The organism is Mariprofundus ferrinatatus (genome assembly GCF_002795825.1).
Classification (GTDB): domain Bacteria; phylum Pseudomonadota; class Zetaproteobacteria; order Mariprofundales; family Mariprofundaceae; genus Mariprofundus; species Mariprofundus ferrinatatus.
Map to the genome: position 1 here is coordinate 1,752,389 of NZ_CP018800.1, position 23,137 is coordinate 1,775,525.

Consider the following 23,137-nt stretch of genomic DNA (forward strand, 5'->3'; position numbering starts at 1 on the left):
ATCTCACTTCCTACAGTCTGCGCCCATGCCTGCCACCGAACTGTTGTACAAAACCGCCCTTGAGCAGCCAGCCGGACGAACGCTGGTCATCAATGCACATGCTGATGCACTACTGACAGCGCTGCATGAACAAAGCAGCAAGCTTGATCTCTGGCAGCACTTCAAACCCGAAAATAATGCGATCCGGCAGATGGGGTTGAATGCAACTGAGACGCTTCAGAGCAATAACGGGAATTACCAATTGATCCTTCTTCTTCCATCCAAGAACAGGCAACAGACGCATTACTGGATAGCCATGGCGATGCAGATGCTTGGTGATGGCGGCAAGCTGATGGTCGCATGTGCAAACAATCATGGTGCTAAAAGTTATGAAATAGCGCTTAAGAAACTGGCCGGTAACATCGTCTCCTCATCGAAATCGAAATGCCGCATCTTCTCGGCCAGAAAAACAGCATCACTCGATAGAGAAGCAGCCGATAGCTGGCTGAATGCTGGAGAATCTCAACATGTAGCAACGCACGGGCTGATCTCCCGGCCGGGACTGTTCAGCTGGGATCGGCCTGACCGAGGCTCCGAACTGCTGCTCAAGCAGCTGCCTCTGCTCTCCGGCACCGGCATGGACCTCTGCTGTGGTTACGGGCTTCTCAGCAATTACCTGCTGCGCACAAATGAAAACATTGAGAAGATCCACCTGGTCGAGGCCGATCGGCTGGCGCTCGATTGTAGTGAACAGAATTGTATCGTGTGGAGAGAGAAATATGAGAGCCACTGGCTGGACGCAGCCAGTGAAGTTTTGCCCGGCAATATGGAGTGGATCGTCTGCAATCCCCCCTTTCATACCGGCCAGACGCGCGATGTCGAACTTGGGCAACGGATCATCGAAAACGGCTGCCGCTCGCTAAAACAGGGTGGCCTGATCTATCTGGTGGCCAATCGTAAACTACCGTATGAGCAGGTGCTGAAATCGGCACTGAAATCATGCCAAACATTGATCGAGACAGAAGGATTTAAAGTAATACGAGGGGTAAGATGAACAATCAGAAAGCTGACAGGCTGGACAAACTGCTCTCCAATCTGGGTTACGGGGCCAGAAAGGATGTGCGCTTATGGATCAAGGAGGGGTGGGTCACCGTGGATGGTAAACCGGCCACCTCCCCCGCTCAGAAGGTGTTGCCCGATCAGGTTCAGCTTGAAGGTAAGTCACTTGATCACCCGCACGGCCTTACCCTGATTTACCACAAACCGATCGGAACAGTCTGCTCACGCAAGGAAAACGGCCGCCTTATCTTTGCTGATTTTCCTGAACGCTGGATCGATCGCAAACCGCCGCTATCAAGTGTAGGAAGGCTGGATAAAGAGACATCAGGCCTGCTGATCGTGACCGATGATGGACAGCTCAACCATATGCTGACCAGCCCTAAAAAACATATTGCAAAAACCTATTCGGTGACGCTCGATCGCCCGCTGGCAGGCAATGAATCTGAAATCTTTGCCAGCGGTGAACTGCTGCTCGAGGGCGATGATAAGCCATGCCTGCCTGCGGAACTGACCGTGCTTGGTGAAACCAGTGCATCACTGGTTTTGCACGAGGGGCGCTACCATCAGGTGCGACGCATGTTTGCAGCTGTCGGCAATCATGTCACCGCACTTACCCGCACCCACATCGGAGCGCTTGGACTGGATGCTTGTGGACTTGGTGAAGGCGAATACACAGTCACCTCTGCGCAAGCACTACTCGAACTTGTTTTAGCTGAATCTGATTAGCGTCTGTAGGAGATACGACGCAGATAAGCATCATCATCGAATTGATGCCTGCTGGCTTTGCCAGATCGATTGAAAGCGGACCGGCCACTGTTCAAGGCACCTTTACTGCTACTGGTTACAAACTGACCCTCTGTTGTAGTTCTATCTGCCCTTGTATCAAATGCCCTGTGAGACTCGATCTTCTCCTGAGCCATGGCAGATGCCGATAGTATGAACAGCGAAGATATCAATAGCGTAATGGATTTCATGTGCGCCTCCTACTGCGTGGTTGCATAAAAAATTTAACGACCCGACCGGAAGGCAGATGTGACCTGGCGCATCAATACAATAAAAAGCCCCGCAGCAAGCTGCAGGGCAATTAACAGGGAACCAATAATAATTAGCTGAGCATGCTCTTCATGCGTTTTCCGAGGCTCGATTCAAGCCCCATCTGCTTCGGTGAAACCTCATAGAGAGTGCTGGTTCCAACACCCTTGAGTGTCATATTCTTTGGCGAACCAATCACAATATCACCTGAATAGTCGCGAATTTTTGTATGAATCAGACCGTAAACGATCTCATCGATCAGAATCTGATTGCGGCGTGCACTGCTCTGAATACGTGCCCCCTTGTCCATGGCATGTCCGATATAATCCTTGGTATCACCCGGAATCTCTTTCACATAACCACAGGTGATGCCGATCCGGTAATCCATCGCACCGACGATCTTCTTCAGTTTCTTACGACCATTGGCAATACTGCTCTTGATCATCAGTGAAGCCATCACGGCATCGATGGCACGTTCAAACACCACCATGACACCATCACCGAGTCGCTTCACGACATGGCCGTTATATCGCTCTACTGCACGTTCACAGATATCGCAGAAAAGGCGATTGCGCATATAGCCCTTGGTGTGTCCCATGGAGCGCTTATACTCAGTGGAGCTCTCCAGATCCGTAAACATGATGCACTTGTAATGGTCCTGGGTAGTGGCAATGGCATGCGCCACATCTTCAATAATCACATCGAGATCGAGTGGCTTGGCATCCACCCGGCTGGCTGGACGTGATGCAACCAATTGCGGTACCACGGCCAGATCACCTTTGGATACAACCAGATCAACTGCGCTCTCTTTATCCGCCAGTTTGCGGCTGGCTGAAGTTTTAGGAATGGTCAGTATCTTGACCTCATTTTTTATTGCCGGTTTCTTTCTCACTGCAGTCATATCAAACCTCGCGCATTACTTTCAGATTGCAGCCATACTTGAGGGGAAACACCTGTCAATCTGTGATCTACATCGCAAAAGGCCAGTCAAAACCGATCTAACTGTTGAATATAAAAAAGAAATGGTCGGGGTGAGAGGATTCTGACCAATACCTAACCCACTTCACCAATGAACCATTTAATAATAAGGCATTCAGGCAAGACCTAGCTTCTCCTGCTGAACTCCGATGATAACGGAATGTACAAGTCCAATGTACAAATACAAGCCTATCCATAAAGAGTCGGAGGCTTTTCCAGATCCTTATATGGCCGACTCAACCGATCTCCGAACAGAGGGACGACTTTCTCGAAGAAGATTTTCCTGAACCCCCAGATAGAACAACCCCGATCAGCATCAAAGGCATATCGCTTCAATCCAGCCTTTGACCTCTCCAGATTGGCATAGTGAAAACACAGCTTGAGCATCCATTTCAATTCTGATGCACAATATACCCCCTGCACGATTGGCTGCGTAAAGCCTCTTGTAGCCCCCCAAAACCTTCCAATATTAATAAAATCTTTTGCGAATTCTTTCTGCTCATTTTTGGAGTAATACTTGGCCATGTAGCTGGCCAGCTTTTTTCCATTTGATGTGGTTATCGGATCAATCCTGAATCCACGTCGAACGTGATGTTTATCCTTCTCATTGCCAGTGATCTTTGACCATCTCTTAGACCAGCACTCTGAATAAAAATATTGGCCATCCTTATCGATTTTCTTCTTCGTGGGGATCGCTTGGTTTATTATGATGTGAAAATGTGGAGCTCCTCTACTTTGGGCTTCAATCACCCATAGATAATGAATGCCAGAAAATTCCTGCCTAAGCCTAGTGAGTAAGGTATTTAGATGGCTCTTTACGATAGCCCCATCCATTGGATAGTCCTTTGGATAGGTAAGCGTGATGAACTGCTTGAATGTTTGCTGAGAATTACGGAGTTGATGGATCAATCGATATTTGGACTTTTTCGAGAACTCCTGAATCCTGCCTCGTGAAGACTCTTCGCTCTCATCTTTTTTAGTTTTATTCTTATGACGCCTGATATCACAGTAGTCAGATCGCGTCTTGTAAACCACATCCTCCTTAAATATCTGCAGGTAATAATATTCTGGTGGAGTGAGTAGTTCTGATGGTGTTTTCTTTTCCATCCATAGAACTACTTCCTAGCGGCGGCTAAATCAGAGCAAACTCGCTATACACAGTATGTTTTGAGATATGGCTTATCTATCAAGTCCTAGACAATGCTCCTTTCCAAAGTTATGTTCACAGGGATAAAGTTAATAAACTTTGGAGACCATTCAAAAGAAATGGGCAAGCCATATAGAAAAACCGTATTACTCTTCTTAGCCATGGCTTCAGTTATAGGCTGGGCCTCCTACGAGTATTACGACTTTGAATATAATGCTAGAAAAGCCCAGATCATTGATCTTGAAATGTTGAACATGGAACGCAGTGAATTCACGATATCTGGACGATTCCAATCTATTATCAGCGATTTGAAAATCCTCTCCTCTCTATACGAAGTCAATAAGGGAAGAGATATCCCCACCATCGCCCAGCAATTTAAAATCATTTTAACCGAGAAATCACGCTATGACCAAATCAGGCTAATTGATTTATCTGGTCAGGAAATCGTTCGCATCAACAAGACGGAAGATGGTGCTGTGATCGTCCCGACGCATGAACTCCAAAACAAGAGAGACAGATACTACTTTTCTGAAGCCCTGAAACTCGCCAAGAATGAATTTTATATCTCCCCTTTAGATCTCAATATTGAACATGGAGAGGTTGAATATCCTCTTAAGCCTATGATCAGGTTTTCCACGCCAATTTTCAATTCAAGAGGAAAAATTTCTAGTGTTCTGGTCATCAACTATCTAGCACAAGAGCTACTGAACGCTTATGAGCAGGCTCATAATATGACCTCTGATGAAGCATCGATTGGAAATATCATGATTCTGAATCAGGATGGATTTTACCTCCATCAAAATGACAGCGCAAAGCTTTGGGGCTTTATGTTTGATGAAGGTAAAGAGTTCAACTTTGCCAATGACTTTCCAGATGAATGGTTGATTATTAAGAATGCATCCGATGCTCATGCCCAACTAGAAACCGAAAACGGATTGTTTATTTATGAATATATTGAGCCATTTCATGAACTAACTTCTATGCTTAGGCACAAAAGCCATGGGGGGGCTGACTGGATTACAGTTGCCCATATTCCACGGAGTCAGTTTCAAGCCGAAAAGAGTACGCTCGCCACTAAAATTTTAGCACAATATTTCTTTGCCCTTTTATTGGCTGGTGGATTATTAATAATAAAAGCCCGATTCGATAAAGCGGACCAAAAGCTATCCGAGGCAAATATAAAAGGGTTGATTCAAAATTCCGCCCTTGAAAGCATTATCACATGCAATAAAACTGGATATATTACCGATGCAAATCCAGCCGCGTTAAATCAGTGGAACACCAACTCTGTTGGCATGATGGGCAAGCACATCACAGACATTCTTCAACTTTCCGAGTTTACTACTGACTACCTTGAGGCAATTCGATTCAAAGAGCTAAGAGCCAAAGGTTTTGATGGTTCAACGTTTGCTGTTGAGGCATCCGTATCTAACTTCAAGACCCCGATTTTTGATGGGTTCACTGTATTCCTACACAACATTGATGCGCGAAAAAAACTTGAGGAAGAGCAGGTTAAGTTATCTAAAGCTATAGAAAGCGCTAACGAGGCAGTTATCCTAACGGATAACCATGGCATCATTGAATATGTCAACCCTGCCCTTGAGCGTCTCTCAGGTTATAAGGAAGCTGAATTAATTGGTAAATCGACCGCAATCCTAAATAGCGGCAAGCAAGATAAAGCATTTTACCAGCATCTTTGGAACACAATTAGCAGTGGCAGAGTGTGGAAAGGAAGCATTATCGACAAAAAAAAGGACGGCACTCTCTATCCCGCGAAACTCACGATATCCCCTATCATAGATAATGATAGAAACATTACGCATTATGTTGGAGTTCAGGAGGATCTTACCGAGTTCAATGATATTGAACGCATGTTTCAACAGTCTCAAAAGATGGAAGCCTTAGGAACCCTCGTTGGAGGCGTGGCCCATGATTTCAACAACACTTTGGCTGGCATAATGGGTAATGCCTATTTGATTGAACGTGCTGTTAAAGACTTACCAAAAGTCAAAGAGAAAGCATCAATGATTCAAAAGCAGTCAGATCAGGCATCTGGCATGATACGCCAGCTACTGACCTTTTCACGAGTTGATGCTGGTGAATTGCATCCGTTGAAACTGTCCACCTTTGTTAAGGAGATCATCAAGTTTTATGAGGTTGCTCTTCCTGAAAACATCAAGTTAATCCAAGAAATTTCTCCGGATGAACTAAACATCAACGGAGATGTTAATCTACTTCAACAGGTTCTCATGAACCTATTAAACAATGCCAGAGATGCTGTGTCTTCAGTAGAAAACCCAAAGATAACAGTTAGGTTGGAGGCAGCTGAGCCTGACGTCTCAATTCAACTATATGTTAATGAACAATGCTCATTGAAGCGTGCCGTTTGCATTTGCATTTCTGACAATGGCACTGGCATTAAACCTGAGAATCTTGACCATATTTTTGAACCCTTCTTTACGACTAAGCCCGCAGGACAAGGAACAGGCCTTGGGCTAGCAATGGTCTATGGTGCTATTAAATCTCACATGGGCTGCATAGGCGTAAGCAGCGAACTTGGGCATGGAAGCACATTCAAGATCTATCTCCCAATTATATCTCAGGAGATAAGCGGAACTGATTTAGAACAAACGAATTTCCTCGAAGGACATGGTGAAGCCATCCTATTAGCTGACGACAATGAGGCCATTCGGGAAGCAACTAAGGAGATGTTAGAACTCTTTGGATATAATGTATTGTTAGCCAAATCAGGCAAAGAAGTCATTCAGCTTTATCACGACCATTGCGATAAGATTAAGCTTATCATTTCAGATATTGTGATGCCGGAAATGAATGGTCCTGATGCCATTAAATCCATCCGTTCGGATCAAGGCAGTGATGTTAAGGTCCTATATATCAGTGGCTATGATTTACCAAATGCTCTAGAACAAAATGATGAAGTGGTGTTAAGGAAGCCATTTAGTGCCAAGGACCTAAACATCGCAGTCGCACAAAAACTACATTCCTGATCAAACTTTTAATAACGCACCTCTAAACAGGGTTGGTGCAGCTCCCAGCATGGCAATGCCCTTTCCACTCACAAGATCACTGGCAATTGCAGTCGATTGGCCAAAATAAGCTCTAGCCATTTCTGCCGTTCTCATACCATAGCCGACTTTTAGCCTTACCTGATTCATAATACCCGATGGCAAACCGCTAGAACTGCTAGGATCTTGAGTACCAAATATTTGGAACAAACCAACATAACGCCCCCTCATTGCAAGGTGTGTGGCTATTTGAATTATTTCAGATTTCTCATCAAAAAATTGATCCCCTTTTCTTGGCTCTGTCAGGAAAAGCGGTGATTCGTCCATAAGTACATACTGTGGAAACCACTCATAGCCCATATCACGAGCCTCCAACCAATTATCGACATCAAGCTCGCGAATAACTTCCTTTCGCTCATCAAAGACACGAGCCATTTCCCGATATACTTCAAGGGCAGCTTCAAGATCTGTTGCCAGATTTTTACAGGGTTGGCGCCTAAAGTCGTTTCCATCTTTAGTACCCTCAACAATTGTGATGGCCTCAGCTCCCCAAGTTCGCTCTATTTCCTTTAAGAGAACACGAAACAACATCGACTTCCCTGATCCAGAAGCACCCGCAACCATCAATACAGGGCTATGTTCGAAGTCTAAAATGATTGGAGAGCCATCCGCATATGTTCCCAACCAGAAGCTCCCGAACGGGATATTGTCAGGCCTCTCTGAGTAAGGAACCAACTCAGGCAATTTATCCTCTAATAATTCCCAGCGATGAGAACCTAAATCTTTCACCCCTGTAATTGTTCGATTGAATATGGTGGATAGCCCGTACAAGGCCTTCTCAAATCGATCTGGATCAATGCAATGTGGTGCCACTACATATAACACAGCGTCCGCATCTCGAAACAGGTTCGGATAAATCCAATTGGTCTCATCCTCTCCATATAGATTGAGATTATTGAACAGCTCAACACATTCACTCAGCTCTTTTTTTGTTATTGGCTTTACATTCATGACTGCAAAACTCTTATGACATAGTTAACTGCTGCATTGAATGTATCAGGGCTTTTGAGATGCCATATGGCTAACCCCATGCCGATAAAAAATAGCAGCGCACTTCCGAGAGACTTCCGTTTCTGAAGTCTCTCAGCAGCAGCTTTTTCTGGGTCTTTAGGAATTGCATGGGGCCTGGCCTTATTCAGCTTCATCGCAGTACCTCATCTGTGCAGCAGCAAGACGAGCCTCAAACTCAACCAAGTCTTTCTCGGCCAATCTCAATGCATGAGATATCAATTGCTCATCACTTAATCCGTATCTTTCACACAAGGCTTCCAAGTGATTTGCGGTGATTGATTCGATATCTATCTGATAATGCTTTGGAATCGTTTTCATAGTCGCCGATTCCATTTAGTTCACAAAACCAACGAGCTGAAATTTATCTTTAGCCCAAGCGCTAACCTTTACTTGAACCTCTAGCTCATCACCGATGCTGATTTTCTTAGTCGAATATATTTTGCACCAAGTTGTGAAGATGGAGCCGTTATCGTTCTCATGGGCAAATTGAACATTGTAAAACGGCTTTTTCCCATCCGGTTCCTTTAGACTTACTGAATTTACTTTTCCCTTTATATAAAGCATGTGTCATTCCTCCTGTTGTCTGACAGGAGTTATGTACTTGTTGCTGGCGACTATATTCAGTCAATACATAGATATTGCAGTATAGGCATTCCTACTTTGTATAGAGATGGGACAAATCAACATCATATTTGATCGCTTCCACTGTCTTTTTCAGGGTAATATAACCAAACCCCTTACCGTATGTGGTACGTCCCTCTCCGGAAAGCTTATGACCAACAAGCGCATCCTGCTCCTCTGAGAGAACACCTGGGTTCTTCATCAGCATATCGCAGACTGTGTGCCGCCAATTGTGGAATGACTTTCCAAAACGCCCCTTTCTGAAGCGATATCCATACCGTTTGCTCATGTAGTAAGACCATGATCCGTTTGGTCCCCTGTTTAAATCAAAGACTTGGTTGGACCCTTTCTTTTTTCTCTCCTCAACATAGTCAAGAAATCCCAATTTCACTAATTCACTATGGATTGGAACCATCCGAATAGCTGACGTTCTTTTTACTTCTTTGTCATCCAGTTCATTGATATCAAAAACCCAACCACTGCTATCATCTTGGGCAATATGTTTCACATCATCAATTTTGAGCTGACAAATTTCACCAAGCCTTGCACCGGTAAAAGCCCCAATAAGCATAATCCAGAAATTCTCTGGCTTGCTCCTATCATTCTTCACCCAAACATCCATTTCACAAAAAATCTTCTGAACCTCTTGCTGTGTAAATGGTTCTTTTTCATTCTCCTCAGTTTTTGACGAACGAAGAGTTTTATTCTCAGTATAATTCTTATCCATCAGATCGTTGTTTACTGCATAATTAAACATGGGACTGATAGTGCTGTTGTATTTATTAATGGTTTTTATTGCCAACAAAGGCACGCCATTTTTCTCATGATCTTGTTCAAGAATTTCGCTAATAGATAGATTGGGATATTTTTTTCGCGCATTAGCTGGCATTTTGTTTTTCAGCGTTGATAGAAAATCTGTAATTGTCTTATGTGTTATGGACGACACTTTGATATCACCCATTATTTCAATGAACAAAGCATATACTGATTTACACAATTTCAACGTCTCTGGCTTTATATCAGGTCTAGTAGCCAGATATTCCTCAGCCAGTTCTGAAAAAGTCATCGTATTATTCAACAATTTTGTTGCTTGGGAATCAGAAGAAGGAACCTGTGGTGTCTTTTTATTCTTAATTTCCTGAAGCATCTTTGCATCTTCAAAGAGCCCTAATCGCTTGAGCTTGTCGGTAAGCAGTCTCTCTTGGATTGCATCAAACTCGTCAGCATTTTCAGGGTCTTCCCAGCTGACTTGAACGGAGGCATCTCCAATAAAAGAAGTTTCATCTATCATTGCTTGGATACCTGCTGCATCCGCATGGGCTAGGGCAGTAGCTATAGTAATCTGGGGAATTGGCTCACTAGCACCCACTCTAAACAATTCAGCTCCCTTTACTTCGATAGGAACAGCTGGAATAGGCTTGGCAGGGTCAGAGAAATATAGCAGGCGGCCTCTAAGTGCATTCACTACGCCAGAAAGAACTGCATCGCCTTGGGCTATATGTGTAGCAATCGCATCCTGTTTGATTTTCATATCTCGAAGTGGATCGAAAGAATCCGCCATTTTCCCCTTCCCCCTCAGTTCTCGGAAATACTTCTCTACCTCAATATTTAAAGCATTATGACGGAGAATAGCCAGAGACCTTTCCCTAGTCCTCAGGCTTTTTTTAATTTCCCGTTTCCGAATGATGGGGCGTAAATCTTCTGGAACGACTCTGCGGTAATAAAAGACAAAATATTTATTTTTCTGAAGATACTCTACAGCCACGAAAACTCCGTTAGTTGTACAGGCGGATGTACCAGCCACATGTACAAGTTAGGAGTTCAATAAATTTTAGCGCTGTAAGGTCTTGATAAAGAATACCATTATTAGAAAATGGTCGGGGTGAGAGGATTCGAACCTCCGGCCTTACCGTCCCGAACGGTACGCGCTACCAGGCTGCGCCACACCCCGCCCGGTCGAAGATGCCGCATTTTAATGAAGGGAAGTCTGCACATCAAGGAGACCGAATGTGCAAACAGGAATCTCTCTAGAAAGGCCTGTGTGCAGAGAAATCGGCCAGTTCGCCAAGTAACAACCTGATTTCACTGTTGCTGTTTTCAGGAAGACGCAGTTTGGCGCGTTCGGCATAATCTCTGGCGCGTTGCATTGCATAGCCAGCGCCATCCTGGGCCGTCACGCGCTCACGCACCCACTCACGATCGCCATCCTCATAGCACCCTCGCTCGGCAATATCTTCAACCCGTTTTCTTAACTCAGCATCGCGTTGCATGGCATGGATCAGAGGCAGGGTAATCTTCCCCTCCTCCAGATCGTGACCGACAGGCTTACCAGCCTCTTCCGCTTCAGCAAGATAGTCGAGTGCATCGTCCATAAGCTGGAATGCGACACCGAGGCACATTCCGTAATCGGCAAGATCAGCCACAACATCGGCAGACTCACCGGAAACATGTGCCCCAACCTCAGTAGCCGCCTTAAACAGAACCGCTGTCTTACGCTCAATCACCTCCAGACACTCGGCTTCAGTCATCTCCATATGGAAGGTGCGTGAAAGCTGCAGCACCTCCCCCTCTGCAAGGGCATTGGTGACATCACTCATAAGCTTAAGCATTGCCATATCGCCATCGGCAACCATCATCTGGAAAGCTCGGGAGAAGAGGTAGTCGCCCACAAGCACACTGGCCTGATTGCCCCAGACGCCGTTGGCGGACGGGCTGCCGCGACGCTGATCCGATGAGTCGACAACATCATCATGCAACAGTGATGCCGTATGAATAAACTCGACTACTACGGAGAGCGGAATATGGCGGTCTCCGCTGTAATCAAACAGGCGGGCAATCAGAAGTGAGAGTAATGGGCGCAGACGCTTGCCGCCACTATTAACGATATAGTGGCCGATAGCCGGAATCATCATGATATCGGACTGCAGATTCTCATGGATACAGGCATCTACCCGTTCCATATCCATCCTGCACAGCTCGGTTGCACGCTCCAGCGGGGAAATCATTGTCTCACTCACGGGCTGTGCATCGTAAGCGGGATGTTCGTGCCGTCAAGCTTGAGGCAGGCTATGCTACGCCCATGGAAGTTATTCTCGCCTCCCGTTCACCCCGCCGCCTCTTCCTTTTGCAGGCCGCAGGCCTTGCCGTCGAAGTGCGTCCATCGCATATCGACGAAACAGCTCTCACTGGAGAAAGCGTGGAGGATACCGTTAAACGGCTCTGCAGAGAGAAGGCGCTTGCCTGCAAGGTCGATAGCGATATCCCAGTTATCGCGGCCGACACCCTGGTTGCAATCCACGGCGAAGCGCTCGGACAGCCACGTGACCTCACCCATGCCAAACAGATGCTGATGAAGCTCTCGGGACATGAACACCAGGTCCTCACTGCCGTATGTGTACGGGTGGGTGAAAACATCGCAAGTGACTGTATTCGCACCAGTGTGAGGTTCCGTGAAATCAGTGAAACCGAGATCGAGACCTACCTGCTGCACAACGAGATACTGGATAAAGCGGGCAGTTATGCCATTCAGGGGGGCGCAGCATCGTTTATCGAAGCGATTGAAGGGCCTCTCGATAATGTTATCGGTTTGCCGGTTGCCACAACCCTGCATATGATTGCTGAAATGAAGGATATGCAATGAGTATTGAACTGCTGGTCAATGTAGCTCCGTTTGAAACGCGGATCGCCCGGATTGAAAACAATCTGGCTGAAGAGATATATATCGAACGCGAGAGCGAACGCGGCCTGAAAGGAAACATCTACAAGGGGAGGGTGCAGCGGGTACTGCCCGGCATTCAGGCGGCATTTGTCGACATCGGCATGGAAAAGGCAGGCTTCCTTTATGCCGGTGATATCGCAACCGCCAAACAGGATGACGATGTCATCAGCGATGAGATGGAGAGTGGTGATGAAACCGGAAATGACAATGAGTCCCCAGAGTCCCATTACTCCCGCCGAAACGCTCCGGCAATAGACAGCCTGATCAAGGATGGGCAAGAGCTTATGGTGCAGGTTTCCCGTGAGCCTATCGCGTCAAAAGGTCCACGCCTTACGACCCAGATCGGACTGGCCGGACGCTACCTTGTTTACCTCCCCCATCTCGACCATATCGGCATAGCGCGCAGACTAGAGGAGCCCAAAGAGCGCGAGCGACTGCTGGAAATTGGCGAGAAACTGAGCCCGAAACATGGTGGTCTGATCATCCGCACCGTCGCCGAAGGGCGCAATGAAGAGGATATGCGCGAGGATCTGGATTTCCTGCTCAGGTTATGGGGCGATATCGAGAAGCGCTCAAAAGGTTCATCGCTCGGCACCATGATTCACAAAGAGCTTAACCTCTACCTGAGGGTAATGCGCGATTATGTCGACAGCGAAGTTGAAAAGATTCATATCGACTCGAAAGAGGCTTACGAGAGCATGAAAAAGTTTGCCCGTCGCTTTATGCCTGAGGTCGCCAAAAAGCTCTATTACTACCCCGGACAGCGCCCCATCTTTGATGTTTACGGGGTTGAAGATGCGATTGACCGTGCGCTGCAGCGACGCGTACCGCTAAAATCCGGAGGTTATATCGTTATTGACCAAACCGAGGCGCTGATCGCCATCGATGTGAACTCCGGCTCTTTTGTCGGTTCCCGTAACATGGAGGAGACCGGTTTCAAAACCAACCTTGAGGCCGTGCACGAGATCGTTCACCAACTGCGGCTGCGTAATCTGGGCGGCATTATCGTTGTCGATTTTATCGATATGGAAGAGCAGGAGAACAGACAGCGGCTGATGGAGGTGCTGAAAGAGGCGCTGAAACGGGACAAGGCCAAAACGCATATTGTACAACTCTCGGAACTTGGACTTGTCGAAATGACCCGCAAACGCACGCGTGAGTCACTTGGGCGCATACTGCTGAAGGAGTGTCACCGCTGCCACGGTGTCGGCAGCGCCAAGAGTTCCACAACGATCTGCTACCAGCTCTTTCGTGAGGTAGTTGCGGAGGCACGTGCCTACCCCTGCGAAAAACTGATGGTCATTGCGCACCCCGAGATAATTGATCTGATGCTTGGCGAAGAGAATAAAGGTGTGGAGCAACTGGAACAGTTTCTCGGCAAGGAGATTACACTGGAGAGCAATGAGCAGTTCGCACCGGATCACTACGAAATCGTCCTGCAGTAACCCTCCACATCGATCCATACCATGACCGAACTCCGCTGTTCGCCACTACTTCTATATGTTCATACACCCTTCTGCGTACATAAATGTCACTACTGCGATTTTAATTCACATGAACGCACAAAACCCGACTGGGAAAGCTATCAACAGGCACTAAAGAGCGAGATGACTCATTGGGCCTGCAGCCCCATGTTTAGCAGCAGGAAATTGTCATCAATATTTTTCGGCGGCGGCACTCCATCGCTGGCACCTCCCGAGCTGATCGCATCGCTCATTGATCAGGCAGAACAGCTGCTTGGCTTTGAGGATAATCTTGAGGTCACACTCGAAGCCAATCCGGGAACCGTGGATGTAGAGCACTTCGCTGGATTTCGTCAGGCTGGGGTGAACCGTCTCTCGATCGGTGTACAGAGCCTGCGTGACCATGAACTTAAATGGCTGGAACGTATTCACGATAGTCGTACGGCGATCACAGCATTTCATGCGGCCCGAAAGGCCGGCTTTGATAATATCAATCTTGACCTGATTTACGGCCTTCCGAACCAGACTATGGATCAATGGCTTTACACCCTGCAGAGCGCCATTAATCTGGAACCGGAACACCTCTCCTGCTATCAGCTGACTATAGAACCGCATACCAGGCTGGCCGCAAGCCACGCCAGCTCCCCTTTACCCCTGCCGAATGATGAGTTGGCTCTGGAGATGTTCACTGAAACCCGGAAAAGATTGTTGGATTATGGTTTAGCGGCCTATGAGATCTCCAATTTTTCACGTCCGGGATTCAAATGTCGCCACAACGACGGCTACTGGCGATATCACGATTATATCGGTATCGGAGCCGGAGCTTCCGGAAAATGGGATGAATGGAGCGCAAATGGCAACAGCGGTATCAACCGCTATAGCAATATCAGAACGCCTGAGCGTTATATCGCCTCGGTTGCGGACAAAGGCTCTGCGATTAACAGTCAGGAGCAGCTTGATTGCATGCATGCAGCAGCAGAAGCGGTATGGCTTGGGCTCCGCCGCACAAACGGAATTGACCGGCCTGCATTCAGAAGCCGCTTTGGATTCGACGTCTGGGAGCATTTCTCAGCTCAGTTGGAATTATGGGAAAAACAGGGAATGCTCAACCTGAATAGACATTCATTGGCATTGACTGAAAGCGGGTTAACGCTGGCTGATGCAATAGCGGAATCAGTACTATAAAACAGAAGAGGCGGCCATTGCTGGCCGCCTCCCTGACTGATTCCTCTTCAAATCAGAGGGTAGAGAGCTCATCTCCGATAATAGTCGGGGTGATAAAGATCAGAAGTTCGTTCCGGTTATCCGTTATCGTCTTATTTTTGAACAGGTACCCAAGAAGCGGAATATCCTTAAGAAGGGGTACACCATTCACCTGTTCAGACTCAGTCTGGGTGTAGATGCCACCCAGTACGACCGTCTCACCATTATTAACCAACAGCTTGGTCTCTACGGTTTTCTTATCGATAGATGGCGGGCCACCGGCAGCATCCGGTACGGGCGTGTCCTTATTAACGGTCAGTTCCATTACGATTCGTTTATCTGCGGTAACCTGAGGAGTAACCTTCAAAGACAGTAGTGAACTTTTCATCTCTGTCGCAGTAGTTGTTCCGCCGGCACTTACCGTCGTCACAAGGAAAGGAATTTGCGTATCCTGTTCAATCTTTGCAGGAACCAGATTGCTGGTAAACACCCGGGGACTTGATACCACCTTGATGTCGCCATTCTGTTCAGCAGCAGAAAGTTCCAGATTCAGGTTCAGGTTGCCGCCCAACTTCGTCAATGTATATCCAACGGCTCCTAACCCGGTGCCAGCAGCAGCCAAATCGACCACATTGCCTGCAGCTCCACCAAGAGCGGCATTAGGCCCTGCAGCTCCATATACATTGTGCGTATAGTTGTTATTTAATGCTTTTGTAGCATTCCCGCCCCATCTGACACCCAATTCGCGTGAGAAAGTGTCTGACGCCTCGACAATGCGAGCCTCGATCAGAACCTGCTGAGTGGGTTTGTCTATAACAGCAACAAGTCGTTTGATATTGTTCAGCCGTTCGCGCGTATCGGTAATAATCATCGTATTACTACGCTCATCGAGCAGAATGGAGCCTCGGCTGGAGAGCAGCTTCAATTCACCGCTGCCGCCAGTGCTTTCTGTCGTTGTGGCACCATCAGTAGTCGTTGCTGTTGCAACCGAACCACCCTGTAAAATGGTTTGAACATCATTCACCGAGGCATAACCGAGCGTAACAAACTCTGTTTCCAGTGGTGCCACATCTTCGGCGCTCTCCTTGGCCAGCTTGCGAGCGTCGGCATCCGCTTTCAACACACCAAGCGGGGCTATGCGAATAACGTTACCGCTCTGCTCTTTACCAAGACCACGTGCCTGCAGGATAAGATCCAGCGCCTGATCCCATGGCACATCCACCAGTCTCATCGTCAATACACCCGAAACATCATCCGACATAATAATGTTCAGCTCGCTCATCTCTGCAATCAGCTGCAGTGCATTGCGAATATCAATATCTTTGTAATTAAAGCTGACCTTCTGTCCTGTATAGGCCTTTTCATCTCTGGCTGCAGCATCCGCCTTTCCAGAAGCAACGAGACTCTCCGGTGTAAGAGTCAGCGTAAGCACATTACCGTTCTGGAAGGAGGAGACCTCGGCCTTCTGACGCAGCCTTGCCACAATCCGTACATTCCTGTTTACAGCGTAACTGTCCACCTGCTTAACCGGGCCTGAAAAGGCGCTCACATCCTGCGAACGTTCCTGCCCCGGCGCCAGCGAGGCATTCTTGATATCCAGCGTTACATTGCCGTTTTCATCATTTAATTTAACAACCGGATTGGCCTCATTGGTTCGAATAACAAGGTGTGCCACCCTGTCATCCGGCTGAAAATCAACCGCCTCAACACTGAGTCCGGCAGTGCTCTTCTTCGCATCAATCTGGCCAATCCGCAGCACCATCGTGTTACTGTCCGCATCAATCTGGTGGCTGGAATCACCGCCACGCAGGGATACAACAAGTCGCATACGGCCCTCGGCAGATCCGACCGTTACATCATTCAGGCGCTGAGCAGAATAGGTGTAGTGCTCTTTCGGAAGGCTTGAACTACCGCCCCAGAAATCAACCACCATGGTTTTTCCACCATTGGTCACAAGCGCATTGTGGTTAGAGTCCATGTTACGCCCATGCAGAATAAGTTCCGTGATATTCCCCTTATCCTTTACTGTAATATCCTGCAGAACCGCGCCATCACTCTGGCCAGCTGGTTTACTGGACACCTGAGTCACTGACACCTGAAGATCATTACCTTTTTCAACGATCTCATATTTGGCCCCTTTGACCAGCGCGATTTCGATACGGACGCCACTGCTGTCACGCTTGGGGTATACACTCTCCACGGCGCCAGCACCTGCGATATCATCCACGCCTTCAGCCATAGCTGCACCTGGGAAGTTGAGCACCAGCCTTGTAGGCCCTTCAAGATTAAACACCTGGTATTCAGCAGCCTCATCCATGGCAATGTTCAGTCGCTGCCCATCACTCTCAGAAAGAAGCTGCATGCCCTGGATGGTGGCTGCATTCACCTGAACACTGTTTGCGCTCAGCAGTAGCAGAAAGGCGAAAATTCCCACAACCTTGCCGGACCAACCCAATATTCTGTCATCTTTCCATTGTTTCATGATATACCCCATAACCTGTCTCCCGGCCAAAGCACGCACCTAGTTGCCCCGGCCCGTTTTTGTACTCTTGGGCGCCTCTTCAACAAACCTGTATGTAACCGCCTGTCCTTTTACCGTTAGTTCATTATCATTCGCCTGTGTCAGGGTCAGGTTCTTCACATCAACAATACGAGGCATCTCTCCTACCCGCTTGAGAAAGGTCAACAACTGGCGGAAAGTCCCTGTCACATCCAGTGCCACGGGAACCTCGGCATAAATCTGCTTGGCCACTTCTCTTTCAGGCTTAAAGATACTGAATTCGAGGCCCGAATCCTTACCCGCCCATGACACACTCTCCAGAAGGTCAGGGATTTGTGACTTCTTCGGCAGCATGTTTAGAGCCACTTTCAGCTGCTTCTCGAGCTGGGCATACTCTTTCTGCTTGCGGGGAAGGTCTTGTGCTAGCCGCTGGTTCTTGGCCAGCAGCACCTTCTGCATCTCAAGTGCCTGCTCTTCCCTGACAATCTCTTCCTGAATCGGAAGCCAGCCCACATAGATATAGGCTCCAACAATCAAAACAAAGGTGATAGCCAGCACCAGCAACTTCTGCCAGACAGGTAGCGGAAGCACGGGCCGCAACATTTCGACAAGGGAAACCTTCAGGGAATCAAACATCACACTCCCCCCCTCTTGCTGACAGCAGAATTCTCACTGTTTCTCTCTGTGTTCTCATCAGCTCGGTTGACGTTCAAACTGAAGCTTCTTACCGGGAGTCCATCCACCAATACCCGGCTGATCACCAGCAGTTGAATATCGGTAAACAGCGGTGAGCTATCCAGCTTGCGCATAAAGTTGGCGACAGCCTTATTGCTTTCACCAAGGCCGGTGAGTTCAATTTTATCACCACTATCTTTTACCGATTTGATCCAGACATTATCGGGAATAACCTGGGCAATCTCGTTCAGCGTTTTCAAAGAACGGAAACGCCCCTCCTGCAAACGGTCGATAATATCCAGTTTCCTCTGAACATTCGCACGCAGGTTGTCAAGATTCTGAATTTTACCGATCTTCTTTTTCAACTCGGCATTCTGCTGTTGCAGCTTAACCGTCTCATCCTTAAGGTCATAGAGCTGCATCGAAGCGGCGGAGTACGCAGCCAGACTGAGCAGTGCTGCGATTAATATCACACCGCCGAAGATAAATAGGTGCTGCATAATCTGCTGCTGACGTTTAGCAGCACGATACGGAATCAGGTTAATACGGATCATTCGTCAAAGCTCCGTGTTGCAAGGCCTACCGGCACCATCAGCATGGGGCCAATTCTCTGCAGGTGCTTCTTGTCGAATTTTTTCGATGGAATTTTGATATGATCGAACGGATTGAGAATCGCTGTATCAATACCAAGCCGCTGTTCAAGCTCGGTTGCGATATCAGGGATCAGTGCACAACCGCCTGATAACAATATCCTGCGCACAGGAAACTCCGCTTTGCTGGCAGAATAGAAGTCGAGTGAACGCACAAGTTCGGAAGTAAGACCCAGATAGAAATGCTCCAGCGCATCAGGGTGAATGCTCTCGAAATCTTCAATTTTCAGCTGTTCAGCTGCCTGATAGCTGACGCCATGCTCTTTCTGTATCTCTTCGGTCAGCTGTTTTCCTCCATAGAACTGATCGCGGACAAAGGCCGTTTTACCATTTATCAACACATTGATGTTCATCATGTTGGCGCCGATATTGACCAGTGCATATACATCGGCATCCTCTTCAGCAACCGCCTGGGCATCGGATGGGGATGCCGGTTCAACGCCAGCCGCCTCAGCACCGTTCTCCAAGGCAAATACTGCGCAATCAACACACTTTGCTGTCAACCCCGCTTCAGACATAACCATCTGATAATCTTCAATAATTTCGCGCTTACAGGCGACCAGAACCACATCGATCAATTCAGGGTTATCCGGTGTCATGCCCTGAATATAAAAGTCGAGGAACACATCATCGATATCGTACGGAATATGCTCATCGGCCTCGATCTGGATCTGGGCCTCAAGCTCAAATTCACTGACTTCAGGAATAGAGATCGTCTTAATGATGACTGCATTGCCGGATACCGCCAGAGCCACACTCTTGGTAGAAGGCTTGGCAATATTGACCGCCTCACGAAGCGCCTCTGCAACGGCGGTGGAATCAATGATTGTATTTTCCACGATGGCATCCCGTGGCAAAGGGACTGTTGCCAGGGATGAGAGCTCATATCCTGAACCTGAGCGGGTTAATTCAATCAGTTTGATCCCGGTCGAACTGATATCCACACCCATGACCGCCTCAGACCGCTTTGAAAAAAAAGACACTTGCCCTCCGTAGCTTAAGCATTACTGGCATATACTCGTGCAAAGTACCTTATTATAAGCGATTAAGTCAAGGTTACTTATATCAAAGTGAGCCAACTTTGCAGTCAACTGCATATGAACAGCCTCACATCCGAATTCAGTTGCCGGAAGCAGTGGCGCGCTCTGCCTTTTCATAGGCTTTTTCTGCATCTTTGTCTCGCCCCAAACCTTCATAGGCACGCCCGAGATAATGATATATCCGACCATGATAGGAAGCACCTGCACCTTCCAGAATCGACTGTAAATATCCTACCGCTTTAACGTACTGTTTTGATTTCACATACACTCGCCCGATACGGTAAGTGGCATCAAAATCGCCAGCATCAACCGACAGCTCTTTTTGGTAGTAGCTTAGTGCAAGCGGATAGTTGCCAAGGTACTCATAACATGCAGCAATGTTGAAATTGCTGTTGTTATGGTTTGCATCCAGCAACACAACCTGTCGAAACACCTCCAGCGCCAAGCCATAACGCCCCTTTCGCATCAGCTTATAGCCGTATTGATGCAGTGCATCGACGTTGCCTGCCTCCACGACCGCCTCTACATATTCGCGGTGGGCAGCCATCTCCAGAGAGAGCGTCTTTCCGTCCAACCCCTCTGCGACTGCATGAAACCGCCTCGTTATCGAGCTATCACCAAGCATGATATCGGCCTGTCTGGCCACTGCTGCTGAAAACTTAACAGATTGGCCGAACGATGCTTCATCAAAATGGTGCATTCCCATCTCATCCAGTAACCGCAACTTGAACTCTCCAATGCCGCGACTACTGAGTTTGGCCATCTCAAATTCGAGCGCCGGATAATCGGCCCTATTCAGCGGCAATCCCGCATTGCCGACCAGATCAAAGGCCCGACTGTTCAGCAGCTGGTAGGGCATCCACTCAACCAGCAACCCATACTCTTTGAGAAAGTGCTCACGCAGCTTCTTGTTTGCTGCAATCGATGTTACCTGTGATGGTAAAACCGGCTTGTCGGAAGCGATCAGCATAAAATAGGAGGATTTGATATAAAATATCGCGCAGTAGTTAAAGCTGCCGGCAATGGTATTGAGAATAATGTCCGCCCCTCTGTCTCCGACCCGTCCATCCATCCAAGTCACGTAAACACCGTCAGGCCTAAGCCGTTTTTTTACCACATCGAAAAAATCCTGTGTATATAATTTGGCTGAGCTGAAATAGAGCGGCGTGGTCACCGTATTGAGAATCAGGTCATACGACTCATCCGACGCCTTGCTGAAATGAATGGCATCATCAACTATAATATTCACCCGTGGATTGGATTCGATTTCAAGATTCCACTTGCGCATGCGAAACAGGTTTTCCCGTACCACAGGATTGATTTCAACCACATCGGTAGCCTCAAACATCTCACCCACAACTGAAGCAGTTGCACCACTCCCCAGCCCCAGAACAAGAGCGCGCTTAAGCCCTGGTGCATGGATAGAAGAGAGAGCACCCACTACCTTTTCCGACGGACTGTCGAGTGGAATACTGGTGTAACCATTGATAAAGAAATACGGCGTTCCATTGATCCAGTTGATTGAAAAAACATCCTGATAGCCTTTGAACTTCTCAGGGAAATCGAACTCTTTTCGGGCCCGCTCCAGCTTATCGACAGCACGAAATTTCGTATAACTTACATAGAGAAGATCCTCATCCCACTTCACCTTCTCAAACAGCATCATAGGCACAAGAAGCAACAGCGTTACAGTGACTGCCTGGATATTCAAACGGGCATACATAAGCCAGGAGAGTGCTACCAGTAAAGCAATCATGACCAGCTGTATGCCATAATCGAGATAGCGGTGCAGAACAAACACCATCAACAAAAAGCCAGTCACATTCGCCAGTGAAGCAACATAAAGAAGGTGGCCGGATTCGCGACTCACATCCCCCCTCTTTCGACCAAGTAGCGCGGGAATCGTCGCTCCGAAAGCGATCGCAGGAATTCCCATCAGCAGTGCAAGCACACTCCATTTCAGCAGCACTGATGTAATATAATTTTCGGATGCCTGTTCATAGTAGCCGGCATAGAGATATGCCACCGGCTCAACCGTAACAATCAGCAGAAGCAGGCCGGCCATCGCAGCGAGCAGCAGTGTGTGAAACCGTACCCCGAAACTGCGCACCAGCATGGACCCGGCTGCAATACCGAGAAGAATGATTGAGAGCACCAGCGCAAATGATTCGCGAAATGGTCCCAACAACATTTCAGCCAGCTTGATCATGAATAACTGAAAAACGGCCGAAGCCATGCTAACGGGAATCAGAGCCTGCCAGCGACGCGGTGACAGCCTTAACCGACCCTGGTCGGACAGAGCCGGAGGCTGGGCAACATCGGCAAATGCGACTTTAAGCAACAGTGCTATGACAATATTAACAGCCACAAAGCCAAGCGTGGCACCTGTAATTCCCAACCAGCGAATCAGCAGGTATTCGATCAGCAGTGCAGTAAGGGCTGCACCGACATTATAAACTGCGTAAACCCCAGAAAAAACAGCTCCGGAAAAGAGACGGCTCATGTAGCCTGCAAACAGAGGCACACTGCAGCCAATCAGAAATGCCGGAACAATCAGAAGCATAATACAGATCAGAATGGTTCCGCTTAAACCGGATGGAACGAACGGAATGCCTGCATAGAGAAGCTGATCGATCAGATCGCCACCGAGAACAAAACCTGCACCGCAGATGCCGATGGCAGCTTCAATCAGCCACAGCCATGGCCAGAGCCGCCATGCATAACGGGAACCGACACCGATACCGAGAAGGAATGTAATGAGAATCGCCGCTGACACGGCAAACTGATCGCCAATCAGGTTGCCGAGAATCCGACCGTAGAGAATTTCATAGGAGATGCCGGCAAGGCCCGATGCCAGCATCAATCCGAAAAAGAGGTTGCGTCGCATCAGCTGATCGTAACTAGAGAAGCAACATAAAGAAACAGCATTCCCTCAGTCCGATAAGGCATCTCCCATCCAACATTGTGAATAAAAA

At 47.8% G+C, this 23,137-nt stretch carries 20 protein-coding genes and 1 tRNA gene; 6 read left to right on the plus strand and 15 right to left on the minus strand.

All coding sequences use genetic code 11. The features are described from left to right. Positions 1 to 25: 25 nt before the first annotated feature. Both Ga0123462_RS08500 and Ga0123462_RS08505 read left to right on the plus strand, forming a co-directional pair. Complete coding sequence (locus Ga0123462_RS08500; protein ID WP_198507328.1) at positions 26 to 1,033, plus strand: class I SAM-dependent methyltransferase; 1,008 nt, start codon at positions 26 to 28, stop codon at positions 1,031 to 1,033. After that, entirely contained in the window at positions 1,030 to 1,764 is a 735-nt protein-coding gene (locus tag Ga0123462_RS08505) for a pseudouridine synthase (protein ID WP_100265904.1), read from the plus strand. Before Ga0123462_RS08500 ends, Ga0123462_RS08505 begins: the two co-directional genes overlap by 4 nt. On the opposite strand, the gene Ga0123462_RS08510 is transcribed toward Ga0123462_RS08505, so the two are convergent. The 3 genes from Ga0123462_RS08510 to Ga0123462_RS08520 all read right to left on the minus strand — a co-directional run bounded on the left by Ga0123462_RS08510 (position 1,761) and on the right by Ga0123462_RS08520 (position 4,155). Then, the gene (locus Ga0123462_RS08510) at positions 1,761 to 2,012 is read right to left on the minus strand and encodes a hypothetical protein (protein ID WP_100265905.1); all 252 of its coding nucleotides are present in this window, start codon (positions 2,010 to 2,012) and stop codon (positions 1,761 to 1,763) included. The two genes, Ga0123462_RS08505 and Ga0123462_RS08510, sit on opposite strands and share 4 nt — an antisense overlap. 131 nt (positions 2,013 to 2,143) lie before the next feature. Continuing rightward, on the minus strand, positions 2,144 to 2,971 hold the full coding sequence (locus Ga0123462_RS08515; protein WP_100265906.1) for an adenylate/guanylate cyclase domain-containing protein: 828 nt from the start codon (positions 2,969 to 2,971) through the stop codon (positions 2,144 to 2,146). A gap of 266 nt (positions 2,972 to 3,237) precedes the next feature. Next, positions 3,238 to 4,155, minus strand: coding sequence for a rolling circle replication-associated protein (locus Ga0123462_RS08520; RefSeq protein WP_100265907.1), 918 nt, complete (start codon positions 4,153 to 4,155; stop codon positions 3,238 to 3,240). 159 nt (positions 4,156 to 4,314) lie between these two features. Here Ga0123462_RS08520 and Ga0123462_RS08525 point away from each other — a divergent pair, with 159 nt between their 5' ends. Beyond that, the gene (locus tag Ga0123462_RS08525; protein WP_198507329.1) at positions 4,315 to 7,203 is read left to right on the plus strand and encodes a PAS domain S-box protein; all 2,889 of its coding nucleotides are present in this window, start codon (positions 4,315 to 4,317) and stop codon (positions 7,201 to 7,203) included. Here the strand turns inward: Ga0123462_RS08525 and Ga0123462_RS08530 are convergent, their stop codons facing one another. From Ga0123462_RS08530 to Ga0123462_RS08560, 7 genes are all read right to left on the minus strand, one after another. After that, the gene (locus tag Ga0123462_RS08530; RefSeq protein ID WP_100265909.1) at positions 7,204 to 8,232 is read right to left on the minus strand and encodes a hypothetical protein; all 1,029 of its coding nucleotides are present in this window, start codon (positions 8,230 to 8,232) and stop codon (positions 7,204 to 7,206) included. After that, a complete protein-coding gene (locus tag Ga0123462_RS08535; protein WP_100265910.1) occupies positions 8,229 to 8,426 on the minus strand; it encodes a hypothetical protein in 198 nt (65 codons plus the stop codon). Before Ga0123462_RS08535 ends, Ga0123462_RS08530 begins: the two co-directional genes overlap by 4 nt. Then, the gene (locus Ga0123462_RS08540; RefSeq protein ID WP_157821322.1) at positions 8,413 to 8,610 is read right to left on the minus strand and encodes a hypothetical protein; all 198 of its coding nucleotides are present in this window, start codon (positions 8,608 to 8,610) and stop codon (positions 8,413 to 8,415) included. Before Ga0123462_RS08540 ends, Ga0123462_RS08535 begins: the two co-directional genes overlap by 14 nt. 15 nt (positions 8,611 to 8,625) lie before the next feature. Further along, on the minus strand, positions 8,626 to 8,856 hold the full coding sequence (locus Ga0123462_RS08545; protein ID WP_100265912.1) for a hypothetical protein: 231 nt from the start codon (positions 8,854 to 8,856) through the stop codon (positions 8,626 to 8,628). A gap of 91 nt (positions 8,857 to 8,947) precedes the next feature. Continuing rightward, positions 8,948 to 10,678, minus strand: coding sequence for a site-specific integrase (locus Ga0123462_RS08550; RefSeq protein ID WP_100265913.1), 1,731 nt, complete (start codon positions 10,676 to 10,678; stop codon positions 8,948 to 8,950). 109 nt (positions 10,679 to 10,787) lie between these two features. After that, a tRNA-Pro gene (locus Ga0123462_RS08555) sits at positions 10,788 to 10,864 on the minus strand. Positions 10,865 to 10,940: 76 nt separating this feature from the next. After that, positions 10,941 to 11,930 (minus strand): polyprenyl synthetase family protein, encoded by a 990-nt coding sequence (locus Ga0123462_RS08560; RefSeq protein WP_232726421.1) that lies wholly within the window; start codon positions 11,928 to 11,930, stop codon positions 10,941 to 10,943. 62 nt (positions 11,931 to 11,992) lie between these two features. Between Ga0123462_RS08560 and Ga0123462_RS08565 the strand changes: the two genes are divergently transcribed. From Ga0123462_RS08565 to hemW, 3 genes are read left to right on the plus strand one after another with little or no spacing between them, the layout of a single operon-like run. Then, entirely contained in the window at positions 11,993 to 12,553 is a 561-nt protein-coding gene (locus Ga0123462_RS08565; RefSeq protein WP_100266562.1) for a Maf family protein, read from the plus strand. Further along, positions 12,550 to 14,076 (plus strand): ribonuclease G, encoded by a 1,527-nt coding sequence (rng, locus tag Ga0123462_RS08570; RefSeq protein ID WP_100265915.1) that lies wholly within the window; start codon positions 12,550 to 12,552, stop codon positions 14,074 to 14,076. The genes Ga0123462_RS08565 and rng overlap by 4 nt, the downstream gene beginning before the upstream one ends. Before the next feature lie 21 nt (positions 14,077 to 14,097). Then, on the plus strand, positions 14,098 to 15,279 hold the full coding sequence (hemW, locus tag Ga0123462_RS08575; protein WP_100265916.1) for a radical SAM family heme chaperone HemW: 1,182 nt from the start codon (positions 14,098 to 14,100) through the stop codon (positions 15,277 to 15,279). A gap of 52 nt (positions 15,280 to 15,331) precedes the next feature. Here hemW and pilQ read toward each other — a convergent pair whose 3' ends face one another. The 5 genes from pilQ to Ga0123462_RS08600 form a co-directional block, all read right to left on the minus strand. Then, entirely contained in the window at positions 15,332 to 17,779 is a 2,448-nt protein-coding gene (gene pilQ / locus Ga0123462_RS08580) for a type IV pilus secretin PilQ (protein WP_100266563.1), read from the minus strand. Positions 17,780 to 17,818: 39 nt separating this feature from the next. After that, complete coding sequence (locus tag Ga0123462_RS08585; protein ID WP_100265917.1) at positions 17,819 to 18,433, minus strand: type IV pilus inner membrane component PilO; 615 nt, start codon at positions 18,431 to 18,433, stop codon at positions 17,819 to 17,821. Then, positions 18,433 to 19,026: a PilN domain-containing protein gene (locus tag Ga0123462_RS08590; protein ID WP_100265918.1), complete on the minus strand. Its 594-nt coding sequence runs from the start codon at positions 19,024 to 19,026 to the stop codon at positions 18,433 to 18,435. The genes Ga0123462_RS08585 and Ga0123462_RS08590 overlap by 1 nt, the downstream gene beginning before the upstream one ends. Continuing rightward, positions 19,023 to 20,105 carry a type IV pilus assembly protein PilM gene (gene pilM / locus Ga0123462_RS08595; protein WP_100265919.1) on the minus strand — a complete coding sequence of 361 codons (1,083 nt, stop codon included), beginning with the start codon at positions 20,103 to 20,105 and terminating at the stop codon, positions 19,023 to 19,025. The genes Ga0123462_RS08590 and pilM overlap by 4 nt, the downstream gene beginning before the upstream one ends. Before the next feature lie 136 nt (positions 20,106 to 20,241). Then, positions 20,242 to 23,049 carry a spermine/spermidine synthase domain-containing protein gene (locus Ga0123462_RS08600; protein WP_100265920.1) on the minus strand — a complete coding sequence of 936 codons (2,808 nt, stop codon included), beginning with the start codon at positions 23,047 to 23,049 and terminating at the stop codon, positions 20,242 to 20,244. Positions 23,050 to 23,137: the final 88 nt, after the last annotated feature.